The 18917-nt window shown below is 45.0% G+C and carries 13 protein-coding genes; 9 read left to right on the forward strand and 4 right to left on the reverse strand.

Going from position 1 to position 18917, the window contains the following annotated elements; translation table 11 throughout:
* Positions 1–410 precede the first annotated feature (410 nt).
* The 7 genes from BM265_RS12820 to BM265_RS12850 all read left to right on the forward strand — a co-directional run bounded on the left by BM265_RS12820 (position 411) and on the right by BM265_RS12850 (position 7770).
* Positions 411–1517, forward strand: a complete 1107-nt coding sequence (locus BM265_RS12820) for an FtsX-like permease family protein (protein WP_177219594.1) — start codon at positions 411–413, stop codon at positions 1515–1517.
* Positions 1518–1530: 13 nt separating this feature from the next.
* Complete coding sequence (locus BM265_RS12825) at positions 1531–2949, forward strand: ABC transporter permease family protein (protein WP_074962211.1); 1419 nt, start codon at positions 1531–1533, stop codon at positions 2947–2949.
* Positions 2950–2954: 5 nt separating this feature from the next.
* The gene (locus tag BM265_RS12830; protein ID WP_074962212.1) at positions 2955–3632 is read left to right on the forward strand and encodes an ABC transporter ATP-binding protein; all 678 of its coding nucleotides are present in this window, start codon (positions 2955–2957) and stop codon (positions 3630–3632) included.
* 206 nt (positions 3633–3838) lie between these two features.
* Positions 3839–4918 carry a MobQ family relaxase gene (gene mobQ / locus BM265_RS12835; RefSeq protein ID WP_278287753.1) on the forward strand — a complete coding sequence of 360 codons (1080 nt, stop codon included), beginning with the start codon at positions 3839–3841 and terminating at the stop codon, positions 4916–4918.
* Positions 4919–5180: 262 nt separating this feature from the next.
* Entirely contained in the window at positions 5181–5606 is a 426-nt protein-coding gene (locus tag BM265_RS12840) for a hypothetical protein (protein ID WP_074962214.1), read from the forward strand.
* Positions 5607–5833: 227 nt separating this feature from the next.
* Positions 5834–6022, forward strand: coding sequence for a transposon-encoded TnpW family protein (locus BM265_RS12845; RefSeq protein WP_074962215.1), 189 nt, complete (start codon positions 5834–5836; stop codon positions 6020–6022).
* A 116-nt stretch (positions 6023–6138) separates the two neighbouring features.
* Positions 6139–7770 (forward strand): recombinase family protein, encoded by a 1632-nt coding sequence (locus BM265_RS12850; RefSeq protein WP_074962216.1) that lies wholly within the window; start codon positions 6139–6141, stop codon positions 7768–7770.
* A gap of 738 nt (positions 7771–8508) precedes the next feature.
* Here BM265_RS12850 and BM265_RS12855 read toward each other — a convergent pair.
* On the reverse strand, positions 8509–11445 hold the full coding sequence (locus BM265_RS12855; RefSeq protein WP_074962217.1) for a fibronectin type III domain-containing protein: 2937 nt from the start codon (positions 11443–11445) through the stop codon (positions 8509–8511).
* A gap of 512 nt (positions 11446–11957) precedes the next feature.
* Here BM265_RS12855 and BM265_RS12860 point away from each other — a divergent pair.
* Both BM265_RS12860 and BM265_RS12865 read left to right on the forward strand, forming a co-directional pair.
* Positions 11958–13862, forward strand: a complete 1905-nt coding sequence (locus BM265_RS12860; RefSeq protein ID WP_074962218.1) for a class I adenylate-forming enzyme family protein — start codon at positions 11958–11960, stop codon at positions 13860–13862.
* A gap of 2 nt (positions 13863–13864) precedes the next feature.
* Positions 13865–15694 (forward strand): SGNH/GDSL hydrolase family protein, encoded by a 1830-nt coding sequence (locus tag BM265_RS12865; protein WP_074962219.1) that lies wholly within the window; start codon positions 13865–13867, stop codon positions 15692–15694.
* Positions 15695–15822: 128 nt separating this feature from the next.
* Here the strand turns inward: BM265_RS12865 and BM265_RS12870 are convergent, their stop codons facing one another.
* From BM265_RS12870 to BM265_RS12880, 3 genes are all read right to left on the reverse strand, one after another.
* Positions 15823–17085 carry a dockerin type I repeat-containing protein gene (locus BM265_RS12870; protein ID WP_074962220.1) on the reverse strand — a complete coding sequence of 421 codons (1263 nt, stop codon included), beginning with the start codon at positions 17083–17085 and terminating at the stop codon, positions 15823–15825.
* Positions 17086–17217: 132 nt separating this feature from the next.
* Positions 17218–17670 carry a hypothetical protein gene (locus BM265_RS12875; protein WP_074962221.1) on the reverse strand — a complete coding sequence of 151 codons (453 nt, stop codon included), beginning with the start codon at positions 17668–17670 and terminating at the stop codon, positions 17218–17220.
* 128 nt (positions 17671–17798) lie between these two features.
* The gene (locus BM265_RS12880; RefSeq protein ID WP_074962222.1) at positions 17799–18863 is read right to left on the reverse strand and encodes a hypothetical protein; all 1065 of its coding nucleotides are present in this window, start codon (positions 18861–18863) and stop codon (positions 17799–17801) included.
* Positions 18864–18917: the final 54 nt, after the last annotated feature.

The raw sequence follows: 18917 nt of genomic DNA on the forward strand, positions 1-18917 counted from the left end.
CTCGGGAACAGCCTGGCATATTCAGCTTCAATTGTTTCCCAAGGGATCATTTCTGCTTTCTTTACCCAGCGGTTATCCGGGTTCATTTGCAAACCAAGCGGTTGATTGAAATCTGTGAATGAAATCTGTTTTTCCTTCTTGAACTTATACATGGCATCCTCCGAAGTGCAAGCTTTTTTCTCGTTTTGATTACTTTTTCTTGCACTTCTATTATACCATATTTTGTTGGATTTGTCGATATTTCGTTGCTTTATTGCTGTGTGAGGAGAGACTAATTAATTTAGCAAATATAGTCGGCGTTTTGCCGACTATATTTTTTAAGAATGTGAGTGAAAAGTATGTTAAACTATATTTTAAAAAATATAATATCATTTGCAAAGGAAAAAAAGGGGATATTTATCTTTTTTACCTTGGCTCTTACAATAACATCTTTTTTCGGACTGTATGTTTACGCACAGTTTGAGTCCAGCATGATAAACGTGGTCGATCTATCTACTCTAAAAGATGCGGCAGTTTACATCAACATTGATGAAAATTTGACAGACAACGATTTTGACTATGCGTCTTTTCTGAAAAGGCTAGATGAGAATGCTGATAAAATCGGCATAGATCAATATGTTTTTGTATATAGTCTCAACGCCATTAATAGCGATTTCGATGAAGACGAAATAGATATGCTTATGAAAGATGAATCTTTCTGCTTCATGGCGTATCCTGATTCCGATAGTGAAAAAGACAAGATTTCTATAATCAACACAAAGATATATGATGGCGAAGGACTAACCGAAAGAGAAATCGAGAACGGCGAAAACGTGTGCATTTTTTCGGGCTCGAAAATAAATTCGGATATATCGATACAAGGGATAGAATACAAGATCAAAGGCGAATATGATTCAAGCGATAATCTTTCATTTGGTGTTATACCGTTCAGAAGTGCTGTCAGTAATTCACTTGTCCCAAACAGAGTGGCTGTAATGCTTGGTGGATTAGATCAAAAAAACTATCTGGCTCTTACTTCTGAAGCTATAAAAAAGCTCGAGAAACTATTCCCGGAGTATTCCATCGAGAGCGCAGCAATGGAAGGTTCGTATTCCGCTATGCTTACAAATGAAAAAACACTTACAAGCGATAATATTCTGATGATAGGAATGATGCTGCTTGTGATACTGACGCTGTGCAGCATTTATAGCTTTATTTTCAACCTTAGAGAGAAGAAATTTGCGATATTCAAGATATGCGGTGCTAAAAATTCCGACATAGCGAAGATATGTATTTACGAGATGATGATCCTTTATTCGCTGTGCTACCTTGTTTCTTCAGTGATATTCTTTTTACTTAACAAGACCGTGTTCTATAAATATCAGCCTGCATTCGCATTAAAGGTCAGGATGGAAACATATGTGATATGCTACTTCTGCTTGCTAATAGTAATGCTGATGGTATTCGGATTTTTTGCAGTAATCAAAGGTAAAACATCACCCGTAAAAATGATCGCAAACAGCAAAAGACTTGAGTAATGGGAGAAATACAATGAGCTATAACTTTTTTGTACAAAAACAGATAAAATGTCACAAGGTTCTTTTTATTGTTGCCGTTGCTCAGATGGCATTGTCGATATACTTGATACTCGTAATGTTTGATAATATCAGCGGGTTTGGATATGCAGGAAAAGTATTCAGAAAAATGAATTCTGAAAATCTGATGTATATAACTCGAACCGTTAACGATAATTTCGAAAATGATTTTAAAGAAGACGAGTTGTTTGAAGAATTTGATGCCCTGAGAACAAAGTATATTCAAAGTGGAGAAAACTTTGTCACCGCAACTGATAAAGCATGGACAGACCTTGGCGATCCCGATATGCATTTCGGAAAGATAAAGTCTGAAGATATTTCCGATATGCCATATCTCAAAGACACGTGGTATATGGAAACAACGCCGTTTATCACAACTGATGACCCGGATGAGTCCGGCAGTGTAGTTGCGGTTGACAGGGAACTCAGTAAGCTTATAAAATATGATGTTGATCAGGGAAAATGGCTTGATAAGGCACAAAGTACGGACAAATTGATAGATGTGGTCGTGGCTGATAATACGAGATACAAACTGAATGATATAGTGCCGATATATAATTACGAATTATCATTTGATGATGCTAACGAGAAAATCAAATATAACATAATCGACAAAGGATACAAAGCTAGAATTATAGGTATCCTTGATTATGGTGACGCTTCGCTCGATATGACAAACACCTGTACCTGGCTTGACAGTTTAAACCTATACGATATTACTGGAAGATATGAGGAAAATACGTTTATCGCATTAAAGGAGGATATGGACAAGTGTTATGAAGCTTATGGAGTTACAGAAAAAGATCTAGATCACACCTATGTTATAGCATATCTTGACGAGAAAATAAGTGAAAAGCAGTATAATGAGATAGAAGATTATCTTGCAAAGAAGAGAATGGCCGGAGTTGACATGGAAAGGATCTACAGTAACACAGTGGATCTCGAACGAAATGAGTTCAGTAATTCATTAATACCCACTCTCGCAGCTGGGATTTTTTCTATATTCTCCATAATCGCAATATCAATATTCCAGATGCAGTACATGAACAGAAAATACCAGATATACTATTATTGTGGCATGGAAAAGGGCAAAGAGGTAGTTATACAGATGCTTTATTCGCTGTTTATATCTACAACAGCGATGATATTGTCATTTGGTATCTATATAGTATCCGGTATTATAAAATATTGTAACGCAACAGCTGCAGCACGAAAAAAAGGTGTACCCGAAAATATGATATCTGCATGGTACTCTTTGTCAGATTATATTCATATCAGCTTTGGTGCAGTAATTATTATATTTGTACTTACCGCGCTAATCATGTTGTTTTCGACAATGCTTTGTGCATTCAGCGTCAGATACGGAAAGGATTGATTTTTATGATCGAGCTCAATAATATAACCAAGATATACAATCCACGGAAGAATAACGCATTCGAGGCATTACACGAAGTTTCCTGTGAAATACACGATGGAGAACTTGTGGCGATAATCGGTAAATCGGGTGCAGGAAAATCAACGTTGCTGCACATTCTCGCCTGCATCGACAACTATCAGAGCGGCGAATACAAAATCGATGGAATTGTTGTAAAAAACTTGCCTGAAAGAAAATACGCAAAGATACGTAATGAGAAAATTGGAATGGTTATGCAAGACTTTGCGCTCGTAGAAGATTTTACTGCTCTTGAAAATGTTATGATTCCCCTTAATTTTCTCAGGAAAAAGGATATAAAGAAAAAAGAAAAGGCTTTGCAGGCATTAAAGTCGGTAGGTATCGAAGAATTAGCGAAAAAGAATTGCAACAAAATCTCTGGAGGTCAAAAGCAACGAGTAGCCATTGCAAGGGCGATAGTTAATGACCCCTCAGTTATCCTTGCTGATGAACCTACAGGAGCCCTTGATACAAAAACCTCCGCTGAAATAATGGACTTGTTTAGACAGTTGCACAGCCAAGGTAAAACAATTATCATTGTGACACATGACATAAATGTAGCACATCAGTGTGAAAGGATAATAGAGATAAGCGATGGAAAAATAATCTCAGACAGTTTACAGTGATTTAACAAAACAAGTCTTTTTTACATGGAAATGCAAGTGTAGCAGAGTCTAATCTGCTGCACTTTTGTTATACCACAAGAACGATAATATCGGCTCCTAATTAGTAGCGTTCATATAGAATTGAAATTGTAAATTTCAAACAAATGATCCGAAAACTATTGACAAATCAGAACATCCGTGCTATAATCTATTATGTAATCGAACGTATGTGCATATTGAGATTAATAAAATCAGAAAGAAGGCGTATACCAGCAATATATCATTTCAACGTCAAGATGGTCACGCGAACAAGTGGCGGCAGTTGCGTAGCCAGTGCTGCATACATCGCAGGCGAAAAAATAAAGAATGAGCGTGACGAGAAGATCCACGATTACCGAAACAAGCACGAAGTTGTCCACAAGGAGATTCTGCTGCCTGCGAATGCGCCACCCGAATACAGTAACAGAGCCAAACTCTGGAACGCTGCCGAGTGTGCTGAAAAGCGCAAGAACTCCCAAACCGCTCGAAGCATCAATGCGGCTTTGCCGAGGGAACTGTCGAGAGGTGATCAGATCGATTTGGTCAGACAGTTCTGCGAGCAGTGTTTTGTAAGCAAAGGTATGTGCTGTGATTTCGCTATCCATGACAAGGACGATGGAAATCCACACGTTCATATTCTGCTGACCACCCGTAAGGTTGACAAGTCCGGTTTCACACAAAAGGAACGAGCGTGGAATGACCGTAAGCTTTTGTTGGAGTGGCGGGAGCGTTGGGCAGATTGGTGTAACCACAAATTATATTTCGTTTCGGATGCTCGTGTCGATCATCGAAGCTACAAGGATCAGGGCATAGATCGAATACCGCAGATACATCTGGGTGTCGAGGTCTGCGCTGTTGAGCGAAAGGGCTTCAAGACCGACAAGGGAAATAAGAACAGAAGAATCAGGCGGCGCAATCTTGAAGTCGAGATTCAAGAGCTTGAACAGCAAATGCGGACTATTCGCACAGAACACAAGCAGAATACGATTGAATACATCGAAGCAAATATCGGCTGCAAGGTGTCTGATGCTTTCGCAATACATGACAAAATGCCTATGCTGGAACAATATGAGAAATACTTGCAGGAGCGAGGTGTGCCGTGTGAGTTTATTTTCTACAATAAGGACAAGTACGAATTGTTTGTTCCGAAGTCCGAAAAGGAAAAAGCTATTGGTCTGCTTACCCAGTTTCGGAAACAGAACCCTGAAAGGGACGACCGGAGCAATACGCAACAGAAATCTTCGTCAACGAAAAAGCCAAAGCGGTAATTATAGCTGCATATTCAAACACGTGCTGTATGGCACCCCAGCGGTATCGCTTGCATAAGGGAGAGTCCAGAGAGGGAGTTTTCCCTCTTTGGTGCACTTCAAACTCGCAGAGTTTGTATAAGTGCGCCCTACGGGGTTATGGTGGGTAATGACTATCGAATAAAAAAAATCACAAAACTTACCGCCATGTCAAACTTTCGCGTATGCGAATAGCTGCGTATGCAGCAGGGGCAGAATTGCCCTCTAGGAAAGGAGAATGCCATTGAGTAACAAGAAGCTGACAACAGAAGAAAAGATCGAGAAGTCAAAAGAGTATGAAGATGAGATGACGCGGCTGCAAAATAAAATGAAAACCATGCGGACTGCGAAAAAGAAGCTCGATGCCGAGATTGTCGAAGAACTGGAGAAAGCCGAAATGGTGACTAATCAGGCAGTCGGCAAGAAGTTCAGAAGTAAAATGAGTATCGCTCTGCCGCTGGACAAATATGGTGAGATCATCGATTTTATGTTCATGCACGAGGATTGTGTTGAGTTCATCGATGAGATTATTGCCAAGCACCGGAAGGAACAGGAAGCTGCTAAAGCTAAAAAGCAGGAAGAACAGTCTGCCGAAGAAAATAGTAATGCGGTTGAAACTGCATCAGCGGACGAAGTCGTTCATTCAGACGGCAGCAGCGAATCAGCGTAAATAAATGAGTAAAGGAAAGGTCGAGTTATACCTATGCACAATTAATCGCTGTCAGTGAAAGCAGTTCGCCATGCATTTGCTGACAGCTTTCCGGATACAGTTTAGGGGTTTCGTCAGCCCCGATAATAAACTTGTAAAATCTTCAAATACCTGCCGTCACTCCTTACGGCAGGAAAACTTATCCACTTCAAAAACATCATCTCCTTTCTTTTGAGAGGAGAATTAAATTGAAAACAACATTTACAAAAGAAGAACAGAAGAACCCGCGCTACGAGCTGAATTCGGTGAGAGAGTACAAGATCGGTCATACGACCTATATCGTTAAAACTTTCTTCGACCTCGAATGCGGTGAGTCCCTCGAAGATCTGCTCCAGCGTTTGGTAACAAAAGAGATATGCAAAGCGATGTCGTCTTAACGGCATAAAATAATCCGATTGAACAGCGGGTCATCTGCACACTTGGCATTGACAATTCAGAACATTTGTGCTATAATATTGATGATTCGCTGTGATCGTCGGAAAGAGAGGAATGAATGAAAGACAAGATCACAGCATTGTACTGCAGATTGAGTAATGACGATGATCTGCAGGGCGAGAGCAATAGTATAACAAACCAGAAAGCCATGCTTCTGGACTTTGCCAAGAAGAATGGTTTCCATAACACCGAGTTCTATGTCGATGATGGCTGGTCGGGAACGAATTTTGACAGACCCGATTTTCAGCGCATGGTCAGAGATATGGAGAACGGAAAAATAGGTACGGTTATAACAAAAGACCTTTCGAGATTAGGCAGAGATTACCTAATCACGGGTCAATATATTGAAATGATATTCCCTGACCATGATGTGCGATACATTGCCATCAATGATAATGTAGATACTCAAAAGTCCGAAAATGACATGATGGTGTTCCGAAATGTGTTCAACGATTTTTACGCTAGGGACACTTCTAAGAAGATTAAGGCGGTATTCAAGGCGAAAGGTATGTCAGGTAAACCTTTGTCACCTATCGCACCATATGGGTACAAGAAGTCTGAACAGGACAAAGATCAATGGGTCATAGACGAGGAAACCGCACCTGTTGTGAAGAAGATATTTCGTTTATGCATCGAGGGCTACGGTCCGATGAAGATTGCAAATATCCTGACTGACGAGAAGATACTCAGACCGACAGCCTACAACGAGCTGAAATCGACAGGTCAGATCACCTGCGAAAAACCTTACCGCTGGAACTGTAAATCGGTGGTCGGAATACTTGAAAGGCAGGAATATTTGGGTAAGATAGTCAACTTCAAGACCAGGCAGAAGTCCTACAAATGCCATAAAACACTGACAAATCCGGTTGAAGACCGAATGATTTTTGAGAACACCCATGAGCCGATTATAAGCCAACAGGATTTCGACGTAGTTCAGGAGATACGCAAAAACAGAAGGCGCAAGCAGAAGACTAATCAAATAAACCCGTTTTCAGGGATAGTCTACTGTGCCGACTGCGGCAAGCTGATGTACATCTGCCGCCACTCGAAAGAGGGCAAAAGCACCGAGCATTTTAAATGCGGGAGCTATTCGTATGACAGCAAGGTATGCTCCGCGCATTATATTAGGACGGTGGTGCTTGAACAGGTAGTCCTTGCGGAAATGAACAGCATTCTCGACACAGTCACCAAAAACGAAGAGGAGTTCGTGAAAACGACTATTGAGAGCAGAAACACTGAATATCTAAGCGAAGTCAAGAACGCGAAAAAGCTGCTGACAAAGTCCGAAAAACGAATAACCGAGCTGGACAGGCTGTTTACAAGGCTTTATGAGGACAATGTTTCGGGCAAGATCAGTGATGCTCGATTTGAAGTGATGTCCCGTAACTACGAGAACGAGCAGGAACAACTCAGAACCAAGGTCTCGGAGCTTACCAAGTTCATCGAGGACAAAGAGCAAAAATGCTCGGATATCCATGATTTCATCGAGTTAGTCAAGAAGATAAAGCACATCGACAAGCTGACACCCAAGAACCTGCGTGAAATGATCGAAAGGATAATAGTCCATGAACCCGATAAATCCAGCGGTCACAGGATGCAGGAAATCGAGATCATTTTCAGATTCAATGTCGTAAAGTCGAGGATTGTCCTTGACGGCAGAGATTTCGACAGGCGTAAAAAAGCCGCATAAAGCGGTATTAGTGCTTTATCGCTAGTGAACATTTGGTCAAGCTTTTCGCGAAAAGCTTGCGAGGAGTTTGAGGGGCGGAGTCCCTCAATCACCAAGGCACGAAACCAAAATGCACAGCGAACAATAAGAGAACAGAAAACTTCCGAAAAAGGCGCGGCAATAAAAATTCAGAGCGTGGACAATCGAACAGTCCACGCTCTTTCTTTCTGCGTGAGATATTGCCGCGCCTGAAATCAACGGCGGCAGCTCGTTGATTTCTCGCCCCGCAAGGGGCGACCTTTGCCACCGCAGTACTACCGATAAGAACACCGCACTCTGTTGGATTCAGATATAGATATCTCCCAGATAGCGTTATCAGCCACTAAAATCAAACTTTGCTGGTATAGTCGATGGTTTTGCTTTGGTCGATAGTTTGCTAGCTTTCGCCCCTCGTTCCTCGGGTCGAGAAATCGGATTCGCTTCGCTGTCCGATTTCGGGCGCGGCAATAATTTACGCGCATAGAAAGAGCGTGGACGGTTGTATTGTCCACGCTCGATTTTTTGTTTTTGCCGCGCTTTTTTGACAGGGTCGGAAGTTTGCTATGCTCTTATAGTTCGCTATACATTTTGGTTTCGCACCTTGGTGATTGAGGGCTCTGACCTCAAACTCCCGCAAGCCTGCTAGCGCGAGGCATATGCCGACGCAGTCGCATAAACCGCGCGCTTTGTCTATTTGGCAGTTTTACGCCAGTTCGCTTTTTACTTTATAGTCACTGTAACCGCGTTCTTGATAGCGTTTGCAGTATCCCATGTGCCGCCTACTCTTGCAGCGATAGCTACCTTATAGGTCATGCCGGGAGTAAGATTCTTAGGTGTTACGTAGCTGTTTGTGGTTACGTTCGATGTCTGAACTCTCCACTTGCCTGCCAGGTAAACTGCAATGCCGTACTTGTCAGCGCCGCTTACCTTATCCCATACGAACTGTACCTGGTGGTACTGCTCGCTGTAATTTACCTTGATGTTGATGGGGTATGTTACAGCAGAGGAAGCCTTAGGTGTAACAGTCACAGCGTTGGAGTAATCGCTGTTCCACTTGCCGTTTGCGTAAACCAGTACTGCTACCTTATAGTTTGTGCCTGAGGTCAGGTTCTTCAGGGTGTAAGATGTGCTGCTTGTTTCCTCTATCTTAGCCCACTTGCCGTTCTGATAGCCGTAAACTGCGTACTTAGAAGCGCCCGAAACTGCATTCCAGCTCAGCTTTACACTGCCTTCCAGAGATTCGGAGCTTATCTTGGGAGCCTTGACAGTTCCGCTTGATGAATTGCCTGCGATCTTACCGTAAACTATACCGCAGCCAACAGTTGACATATAAACCTTGCCGAACTCGTCCATATCGCCCACGAGGTAATTACCGTTACCTGTACCGCCGTAGAGGTGGTCAGTGTTGATGCAATCCCAGCTCTTGCCGCCGTCAGTTGAGCGGTAGATGCCCTCGGGGTCGGACTCTGCGGGTCTGCCGTACATATAAAGGGTATTCAGACCGCCTGTCTTTTCGGGTGCGCCGTAGCCTACTGTCTTAGCGTAGAATACGTTATCCAGCTTCTCGATGCTTGCGCCCTTGTTGGAAACCTTGTACATACCGTACCAGCCGCCTGCAACGATTATGGAGCCGTCGCCCAGATAAGCGGGGTCACCTGAGCTGTCGCACATATCGTATCTGCAAACAGTTTTTGCGGTGAATGTTGCGCCGTAGTCGGTGCTGATGTAGAAGCTGTAGTGGCACTCGTCAAGAGTAGGCTCTTTCTTGGTCATATCAGAAGCCCAGTACTCGTTGTACTTAACGCCCGAAGCGTAAACTATGGAAGGATCCTTGGGGTCAACCAGAGTGTATACAGTCTTGGAAGCATCGATGCCGCTTGACTTTTTCCAGGTCTTGCCGAAGTCATCGGTGTAGCTTACAGCGCCGTTTGCGCTGGTGTTGATTATTCTGTAAGTGCCCTTTTTCAGCTCGGTTATGGAGAGCTTGCCGCCTGTGCAGGCAGGTGTGAAAGCAGTCCAGGTCTTGCCGCGGTCGAGGGTGTAGTAAGCGCTGCCTGTGTTGTTGCCGTCGCCGTTTGCGGTTCTTGCCCAAACGTCAGTGTTCTGGGGGCATACAGCGATAGCAGATGTTGAACCCATGTTGGGCTGATACTGAAGACCTATCTTGTCCTCTTTCTCGTGAACGAAACCGTCGTAGTCACCGATAGCGGAGAGGTCAAGACCGTCAGGGGTGCTGACGAAGTCCAGAGAAACAACTTCCTCTATTCCATCGGGGTGGAATGTGAATGTGGGCAGATTATCCTGATCTGTGCTCCACAGATTATCGCAGACGAACACACCGTTACCGGATGTGATGAACATTCTGTCGGAGTTGCGGGGATCGGTAACGACAGTGCCCGACCAGTGTATAGCTTTGTCAACTATCCAGGAATAGCCGCCGTCCTTTAAGTAGTCGGATACGAGAGGCTGATTCCAGCCGTAGGTCTGTCCGGGGGAGAAATTCTGCCATGTCTTGCCGCCGTCAAAGGAACGGAAGTACTGGTCGCCCCATGCAGGACCGTGTTCCTCTGTCCATGCCTGCCAGAGCTGAGACTGCCACTTGCCGCAAGTGCCTGCGATGAGGTGGTCGGGATTGTTGGGGTCAGCCCATATGGAGCCAAGACCGTATGCCGAATCAAATATCGCTTCAGCCTTGCCTGTCTTGGGGGAATATCTGTATCCGCCGCCGCTTGCGCCGTTGAATGCCAGACCTGCGATATAGGTTATCAGCAGATCGCCGTTAGCGTCAACGTTTATTCTTGAGGGGAATACATCTGTAGGCAGATCCTTGCTGAGAACGCTGTACTTGTCGTCCTTGACGTTTGCAACGTGAACGTTAGCAACGCCCTTTATAGATGTACCAACGTATACCTTGCCCCCTGTGATAGCGATGTTTGCAACGCCGTTCTGATTGTTGTAAGCATCGGAAGTTACGGAACGAGCATTGATATTGCCCCATGTAGGCCACTTGCAGGTCTTGCTGAAAAGTCCCAGATCGTCATAGCCGATAACAGGCTTCCAGGTCTTGCCGCCGTCGGTGGACTTGATAAGTGCTGACAGTGACTTGTCGTCGCTCATAACGTCGCCGCCTGCATAGATGATGTTGGGGTTGTCGGGGTCAACAGCGATAGACTCACCGCACTGTCTGCCGTCACCGTTGCCCATTACCTTTATAAGGCTTGTAACGTCGATCTCGGTAAAGGTCTTGCCGCCGTCGGTAGTTTTGAAGATAACGGTCTTCTCGGAAGAGAAGTAAGCACATCCGCAGAGGAAGTACACGGTATCATCATCGGTAGGGTCGATAGCCATAGCGTCAACGCTCAGCAGACCGCGGTCAGCTTCGTTGATGAATCCGAAGAGCTGCTCCCAGCATTCAGTATCGTAGTTGTACTTGTAAGCGCCGCCTACGTCGGTTCTTGCGTACATAACTTCCTTACCGGTAACGATGCCCGATACGAATCCGCCGCCGCCGATACGCAGTGTGCCCCATTCCATGGTCGAGGATAAATCCTGAGCGGAAGCCTGAACAGCCGCAATGCTCATACCTGCAAAGGGTACAGCGGAAGCTGCCATGCTCATTGCGAGAAGTCCCGCAAAAGTCTTCTTGAATAAATTCATAATTTAACCTCCCTGATCAAATTTGGGTTGTAGTTTTCTACCTATTATGTTGTTATTTTAACATAGTAATATTTCAAGAATACGGTTAAATTTTGAACATTTTTATATAAAATAATAGAATTCTTACCTTGGATATGAAAAATTGAAACAAACCCGAAACAGTTTCAAATGTTTATATAAACTAAAAAACGTGCGCGTGTGAGCCTTGGGAGAGGGTGCATTGTAAACGATTAAGGGGCGATGATAGGCGGTTTTCACTTTGTTACCAAATGTCTTAAAAACGATTAAGAATGATTTAAGGAAAAAGTAAGGAAATCGTTTAAGGACTTAAGGACTATTTAAGAAATCGGTGATATACTGATAATCGTCGGGAAGAGAGACACCGACAGGGGAGAATTTTATTCAACGACTTCATAGAAGTGCATTTATGATGTCGCTGAACAAACAAAAAAAGATCCCAACCACAGGAGCATACATATATATAACGCTCCCGATAAAGAAAGGACAAAACTATGAGGACGACAACACAGATCAACACAAGCACCATCGAGAGAAAGTTCCCCGAGTGGGCAAAGGTAGACCGCGTCATTAACGACGCAAAGATCTACAACATGAATATTTTTGATAATATCATGACCTTCAATCAGGATAATCTGGACGGACCTGCCTTTGATTATTTCGGCAGAGTGATAACTTACGGTGAGCTTCCCGCGCTGAGAGAAGCATATGCCAGAGGACTGAAGCTGGCAGGCGTTAAAGAGGGCGATGTTGTTACCCTGTGTATGCCCGTAAGCGTTGAGAACCTGATGATGCTTTTCGCCGTTAACCTTGTTAAAGCTATCAGCAACAACGTGAATTTCCTGTTCCTCAAAAACGATTTCGAGCTTTATACCAAGGACAAGGGATCCGAAGTCATCGTAACGCTGGATGCATTCCTGCCCTACTTTGTTGACCATCTGTCTGACAGCGGTGTAAAGAAAGTCATCGTGATGAACCTTGACGATTATCTCCCCGAGGATAAAAAGGGTATGTTCCTTGATACCTCGGAGATGCCCGAGCAGATGCAGGAAGTATTTGATATCGGACAGATAATGGAATGCCTGAACAATCTGGACAAGATAAAGGGCGTTGAGTTCATCAGGCTTGAAGACCTGAAACAGGCAGGTGAGGAAAGCGATATCCCTCTGGATTTAGGTCCCACCGACCTTGACCGCGATATCAGCTACTTCTATACCAGTGGTACAACAGGCAGACCCAAGTGCGTGGTATATAAGGAATATTCCATGAATGCTTATGTTGAGATGCACGCAGGACTTGATACTCAGAACTACGTGGGCGAAAGAAACTTCCAGTGCATACCCCTGACACACATGACAGGTGAGAGAGTATGCGCAATAATGCCACTGGTAAGGGGCGGCACACTTGTACCAAGACCTATATACAATAAGTACACCTTTGCAAGAGACCTTTCCGAGACACAGTGCAACTGTGTTGTGGCTACCGCAAGCTTCTATCTTATGAGCGTAAGACAGGGTGTGCTTTCACCCGATGCGCTGTCCTGCCTGAGAAGACCTGCTTCGGGCGGCGAGGCAGTAAATGTCAGCGCAGTCAGAAAGATAGATAAGTGGCTGAAAGACAATGGCTGTGAGGTGAGATATTCCATCGGCGGAGGTGCCAGCGAAGAGGGCGGTGCTACTCTGGTGACATACTTCATGGACGAAGCCACCAAGACCAACGAGACAGGCAAGCCCCTTGACCCCTATATCCGCGTTAAGCTTCTGGATGATGAGGGCAATATCATCACCGATAACGAAGTTCCTGGTAATCTCCACGTTACAAGCCCTGCGGCAGCTGACCGCTATCTCGATAACCCCGAAGCTACCGCGGCACGCTGGTACTTCGATGAAAACGGTACAAAGTGGGGCATCACAGGCGATATCGCTGTAAGGCACGCAGACGGTTCCTACACCATTCTGGGCAGAGGTTCCGATTCCTGTGTTGACGAGAACGGCAAGAGGATATTCCTCTTTGAGATAGAAAGCTCTCTGGATGAGAACGACCCCATCAGCGAATGGGAGATAAGCTCATTCAAGAACGAACGCGGCGGTTATGACATCGTAGGACAGATCATCCTCGACCCTGACCGTGCAGAACCTACCCCTGAGCTGGTTGAGTACATCTGCCGCAAGTATAATCTTGACGCTGTAAAGTTCTACAACGAATTTGAGATAGGCGAGATCACTGCAAAGAGAGATTATATCCTGCTTACTCACGATTACAACGGTTACTATGCACCATGCAGTAAGAACCACATGATGGTGATAAACTATTCCGAGAACGGCGATACTGTAAAGATCAGGGTCAGAAAAGACCATAAAATAGAAATAAATGAAAAGAAGACCAAGGAGGACAACTGAAAATGAGAGGACAGAAATTTATTTCGGCACTTTGCGCCGCAGCAATGATGGGCAGTGCCACAGGACTTAACGCTTTTGCGGAGAACAAGGATGCTCCCGCACCTGTGAAGAAGACCTACAACTACGTGGCGCTGGGCGACAGTATCGCGGCAGGCTACGGTCTTAACAAGGATAACGGTCTTATGGGCGATCCTGCACTGGTGATAACCGACCAGCTTCTTGCAAACCCTGTACAGGGTGCTTATCCTGCAATACTTTCGGGTAAGCTGAAAGAGCTGGGAGCAAATTACGGCGTTGATGTTCAGGGTACGAACCTTGCATCTACCGCTTACCGTGCGGCTGATATCGAAAAGACCATCAGACAGCAGGGTTACAAGGGCGAATTCGCTACAAGCATACTGGAAAGCTTTGTAGGTGAGGGCGCAAGCGAGGTACTTACACCCTATCACGATATATATCAGAAATACCTTACCCAGGCTGATCTGGTAAGCATACAGCTGGGCGGCAACGATATAATCATGAGCATCATTCCCGAGATGCTGGAGCATGAGAATCCTGTTATCAGGGCTTCGGCTATGTCCCTTATGCTGACTCTCTTCGGTACCGATACCGAAACTGCTATGGGAGCGGGTTTGCAGATAATCGACCAGAACAAGGAAAGCATCACAGCTGATACCTTCCTTGAAGCCGCAAACTACATGAAGAATATCGGCGCTAAAGCCGAGGAACTTGTACAGCAGTCCGCTGACCACGTTAAGGGCGTTGTTAAGGCTGTACAGGAGGTAAATGGTGATACCGATATCGCACTGGTTGGTATGTTCAACCCCTACCGCACAGCTGAGGAGTCCGCAGAAGTTGAAAAGGACGTCTTCGATGTGCTGGGACCCATCTTTGCTGAGGCTTCCGATGCCGCAGCCGAGACAGAGGAACAGACCGATGCCAAGGGTGAACCCACTCAGGAATTCGCTGAGACCATCAATGAAAAGGTGGAAAACGTCACCGATATGAAGGAAGAACTTGACAAGGCATTCGATCACGAGCAGACAGGAAAGGTCATCGACGCTCTTTCACAGAGCAAGAACATGAACGACGTTATGTCTCTTGCATCAACAATGCAGCTCCCCCCCGAGCTCACCTCGGAACTTTCAAAGTATACTGATATCGACCAGCTGAAAGGCACTCTTGGCGTTATCAACAGCGGCGAAGACGTAAGCGAACTCCCCGATGTTGCAGCACTTATCGGACAGTTCAGCAATTCCGCAGCAGCCGCAGAAGCCAAGGCTTTTGCAAAGCAGATAGCAGGCCCCGCAGCAATGCAGCTGGCAGGCAAGAACGTTGACCCTCAGATGAAGTCTCTTAATGAGAAGCTGAAAGTCATCGCTAAGGAAACAGGCGCGGTATATGTTGATGTATACAATATCTCGCCTGAGACCGACTTCGACCCCCATCCCAACGCAAACGGTCATCAGGAGATAGCTGATATCGTATTTGCTTCCGTAAAGGGAATTGCAGCTGACAGAATGACTGGCAACATGAAAGTTTCCGATGTTGAGGACATTACCACCCCTGATGAGACCACAACTTCCGATGAGGTAACTACCTCCGACGAAGTTACTACAGATGACAACGACAGACCCATCGGCGATATCAGCGGCGACGGCAAGATCAATGTCACCGATATCACAATGGTGGCTGCCCACGTGAAGGGCAAGAGGATGCTTGGAGCCGAAGCTCTGATCTATGCAGACGTTGACCGCAACGGCAAGATCAATGTTACCGATATTATCATTATCGCGGCTCACGTAAAGGGCAAGAAACTGATCACAAGATAAGAACTCCAAGAACAATACAGAGCAAAGACCGCAGATGTCAGATGACCTGCGGTCTTCTGTTTTTTAAAGACATAAAAACGGCTCGGGAAGATCAGTGCTTTCCGAGCCGTATCGTATGCTTTTAAATATTATGGCAGCTTGGATATCTTTCCTGTGATGTACTGTGAGAGTGTAGCTGCATCATTGGTATTAACAGTGCCGTCGCCGTTGACATCGCAGACTGCTTTGTTGACAGTTACCGCCTTGCCTGCAAGGTACTGTCTCAGCAGAACAACATCCATTATATCAACGGTGCCGTCGCTGTTGATATCGCCTTTGAGGTAATTATAAGTGGGCTTTACAGCGTTGTCCTTTACCAGATAATAGGTCATATCGCAGTACGCCCTGAATGAGTAATTCTCTCTTGTATCGTCTGAGGAACCAAGCTTTGTGACTTCCACCTTGTCGCCGAAGATATCATACACGCTGAATCCTGTGCCGGGATTTACGGATACTATACCAGTGCCCGTGCTCTTATCACGCCAGAAGCCCCATACAGCGCTCTTGGAGAATGCGCCGTCAACTTCCATCAGATAATCGCTGGTGGCAAAGCCCTTTCCAAGCTCGATCTCTTCCTGCTTGCCCATTGCGCTGGTATGCATAACGGTAAAAGGACCGTCATCGGGTATCGTGGGGAGCATTTGCACATCAAAATCTCCGGGCTGAACGTACTGTCTTACAATGAAAAGCTTTCCCGAGTAGGTTGAGCTTGAAAGTGTTATCTCGTTTGTGCAGGTATCGCTTGAGTGAGTAACCGTAAGCTCTTTCTGGCTGTCAGCGTAGTAAACTTTTACAGGCATATCCATGTAAGTTTTGAAAGTGACCTTTCTGCCGTTTCTCTGAACATCAAAAACGCCGCCTGTGATGGATTTATCAACGTAGAACATATCCTGCTCATTGAAATATGCGGGGTAAAGAAATATGTAGCTGTCGCTGACTCCGTAGTAGCCGTCATCGTGCTGAACGAGCTTGTAATTATTCTCAACAGTAAAATCGCCGTAAGGCGTGCATTCAGCCTTGTAACTGTTCATGATCATGTCCTGGTTTTCGCAGGCATACATAGTGCCGTTGACAGTATAGGTAAATGCATCGAGCGAGGTCATTACTATATCGTATTCATCGGTCACAGTATCGCCTGATTTCAATAGCTTGCCGTTCTGATAAGCCTCTACATAGTCATTATTGTTAGTGAATGTGTATGTGTGAACATCCTGCTGAGACAGTTCGTAGGGGATAGGTGGAAGTTCAAGTGCCGAAACAGAGCTGTATCCCAGTACAGCTGTGGGGCATGATGCGGTTATCATCACCGCGAGAGCCGAAGCCAGCATTCTTTTAGAAAAAATACCTTTCATAAAATCCTCCTTTTAAAGTAAATATCGACATATAATAGAATATTGTACCACAATTTCATTAAGATGTCAATAATTATTGTGTGAAATGTGTATGACTTTCAACGTTCCGCGGAGCACACATAAGACATAAAATTATGGATCAGCAGGCACGATCGGCAGTTCAAACTCATCGCCGTCGATATTTATCTCGTAAGGAGCATCGGAACTGTCCGCCGACGCCGAAGTCACATCGGGAGAGCCCTCTTCGGTAACAATCACGATACCTGTTTCGGTCTGAATGTCGGGCTGATCTTCATCTGATATTGATGTAACGGCATTTGGCTTTTCTTCGGAAATGCTGTCAGCATCGGATGGATCACTCGATTCGTCCGAATCTGCACTTTCGGCAGAAGAAACTTCCTCTGCCATACTTTCCACCGTTTCACCCTGAGATATTTCCGCCGATATGTTTTCATCGGTCACAGCAGAACTTACCGATGATTTGCTGTCCGCCGACTTACTATCAGAACTTTCACCCGCTTTGCACCCGCAAAAAGTCAGCGCTGCCGATACTGCTATCACCGCTGTAATGGTCTTTTTCAGCATGATATCACACCTTTCTTCTGTAAATTACTTTGCTCAATTATAGCACAGACAGGGGGAAAAGTAAAGCGGGGGAATAAAAAAACTCCGTCAGCGCGTATAGTGGCGATAACGGAGTTTTGTGTATCAAATCAGTAAGGAGTATCGGTGGTGACAGCTGAAAGCATCTCAAAAGATGTCTGCCACTTGTTCACATCTTCCTCGTTAAGATCGAATGAATCGCGGACAGCTTCAAGAAAATACTGCGCCTTGTCGTGAACGTGAGGGAAGCTGTACAGTCCCGGGGCTATCTCGTAACCCCACATCATGTAGACGATAAGATCTTCCATCAGGGTAGCACGGTCTTCCATAGCAAAGGTGAGGGCATAGTTGTAGTAGAAGTACACATCGTCTGCGTCCTGCGTCAAAGTTCTGGGGAAGTATTTTTCCGAGGCGTAGCAGTATTTGTCGGTGAACTCACAATCCCTGTAAGTTTCGTAATTTTCGGTATAAGAGAAGCCCTTGGGGTTCAGGGATCCCCACTTGCTTTCACTGAAAGTACCCATGTCGGTCATTGTGAGATCAATGATATGGGTCAGTTCGTGACAGACCGTTGGTACGTTTATCTCGCCGTCAGGTGATATATCTATAGAAAGATATGTTTCCGTGTCATTTTTATTGGCAAATGCGGGAATACCACCATCTTCAAATAGTTCAGCATCAGAGCTGATAGTACCTGTGAGGTATATTTTCATGGGACTTCCATCAGCTGATATAAGCTGTTCCGTAAGTCCCTGAGGGAACACGCCAAGTGCTTCGTCAACGTATGCCAGCGCCTTCCTGATGCCGCTGTCATCAGTGTATTTTTCAGCTTTGAGAGTTTCATCTTCCTCTTCGTAGACTGTTCTGATATCCTCGCCGTATACTATGTCCACACCGTATTTTTCCTCGATCTTTTCTGCTATCTGCTCGGTGGTGTCATCTTCTGAAAAAGTCGGTTCCGAAGTATCACTGTTTGTGCCGACATCTTTCGTGTCTGTCTCGGAACATTCTTCGGGCTCATCTTCATGTTCTGACATATTTGTTTCTTCTTCAGTTACGATCTCCGCTTCTGATGAATTGTTGCTTTTGACTGATTCGTCCTGTTTAGCCGAATTACAGCCTGTAAACGCTATTGTAAGACCAAGCACTGCAACAATGATCTTTATCCTATCCATACTATCTCCGTCCTTTTCAGTTTTTCATATTATTCAAATATCCGCGTATCTAGT

It is taken from the genome of Hominimerdicola alba (genome assembly GCF_900112155.1).
Taxonomy (GTDB): domain Bacteria; phylum Bacillota; class Clostridia; order Oscillospirales; family Ruminococcaceae; genus Hominimerdicola; species Hominimerdicola alba_D.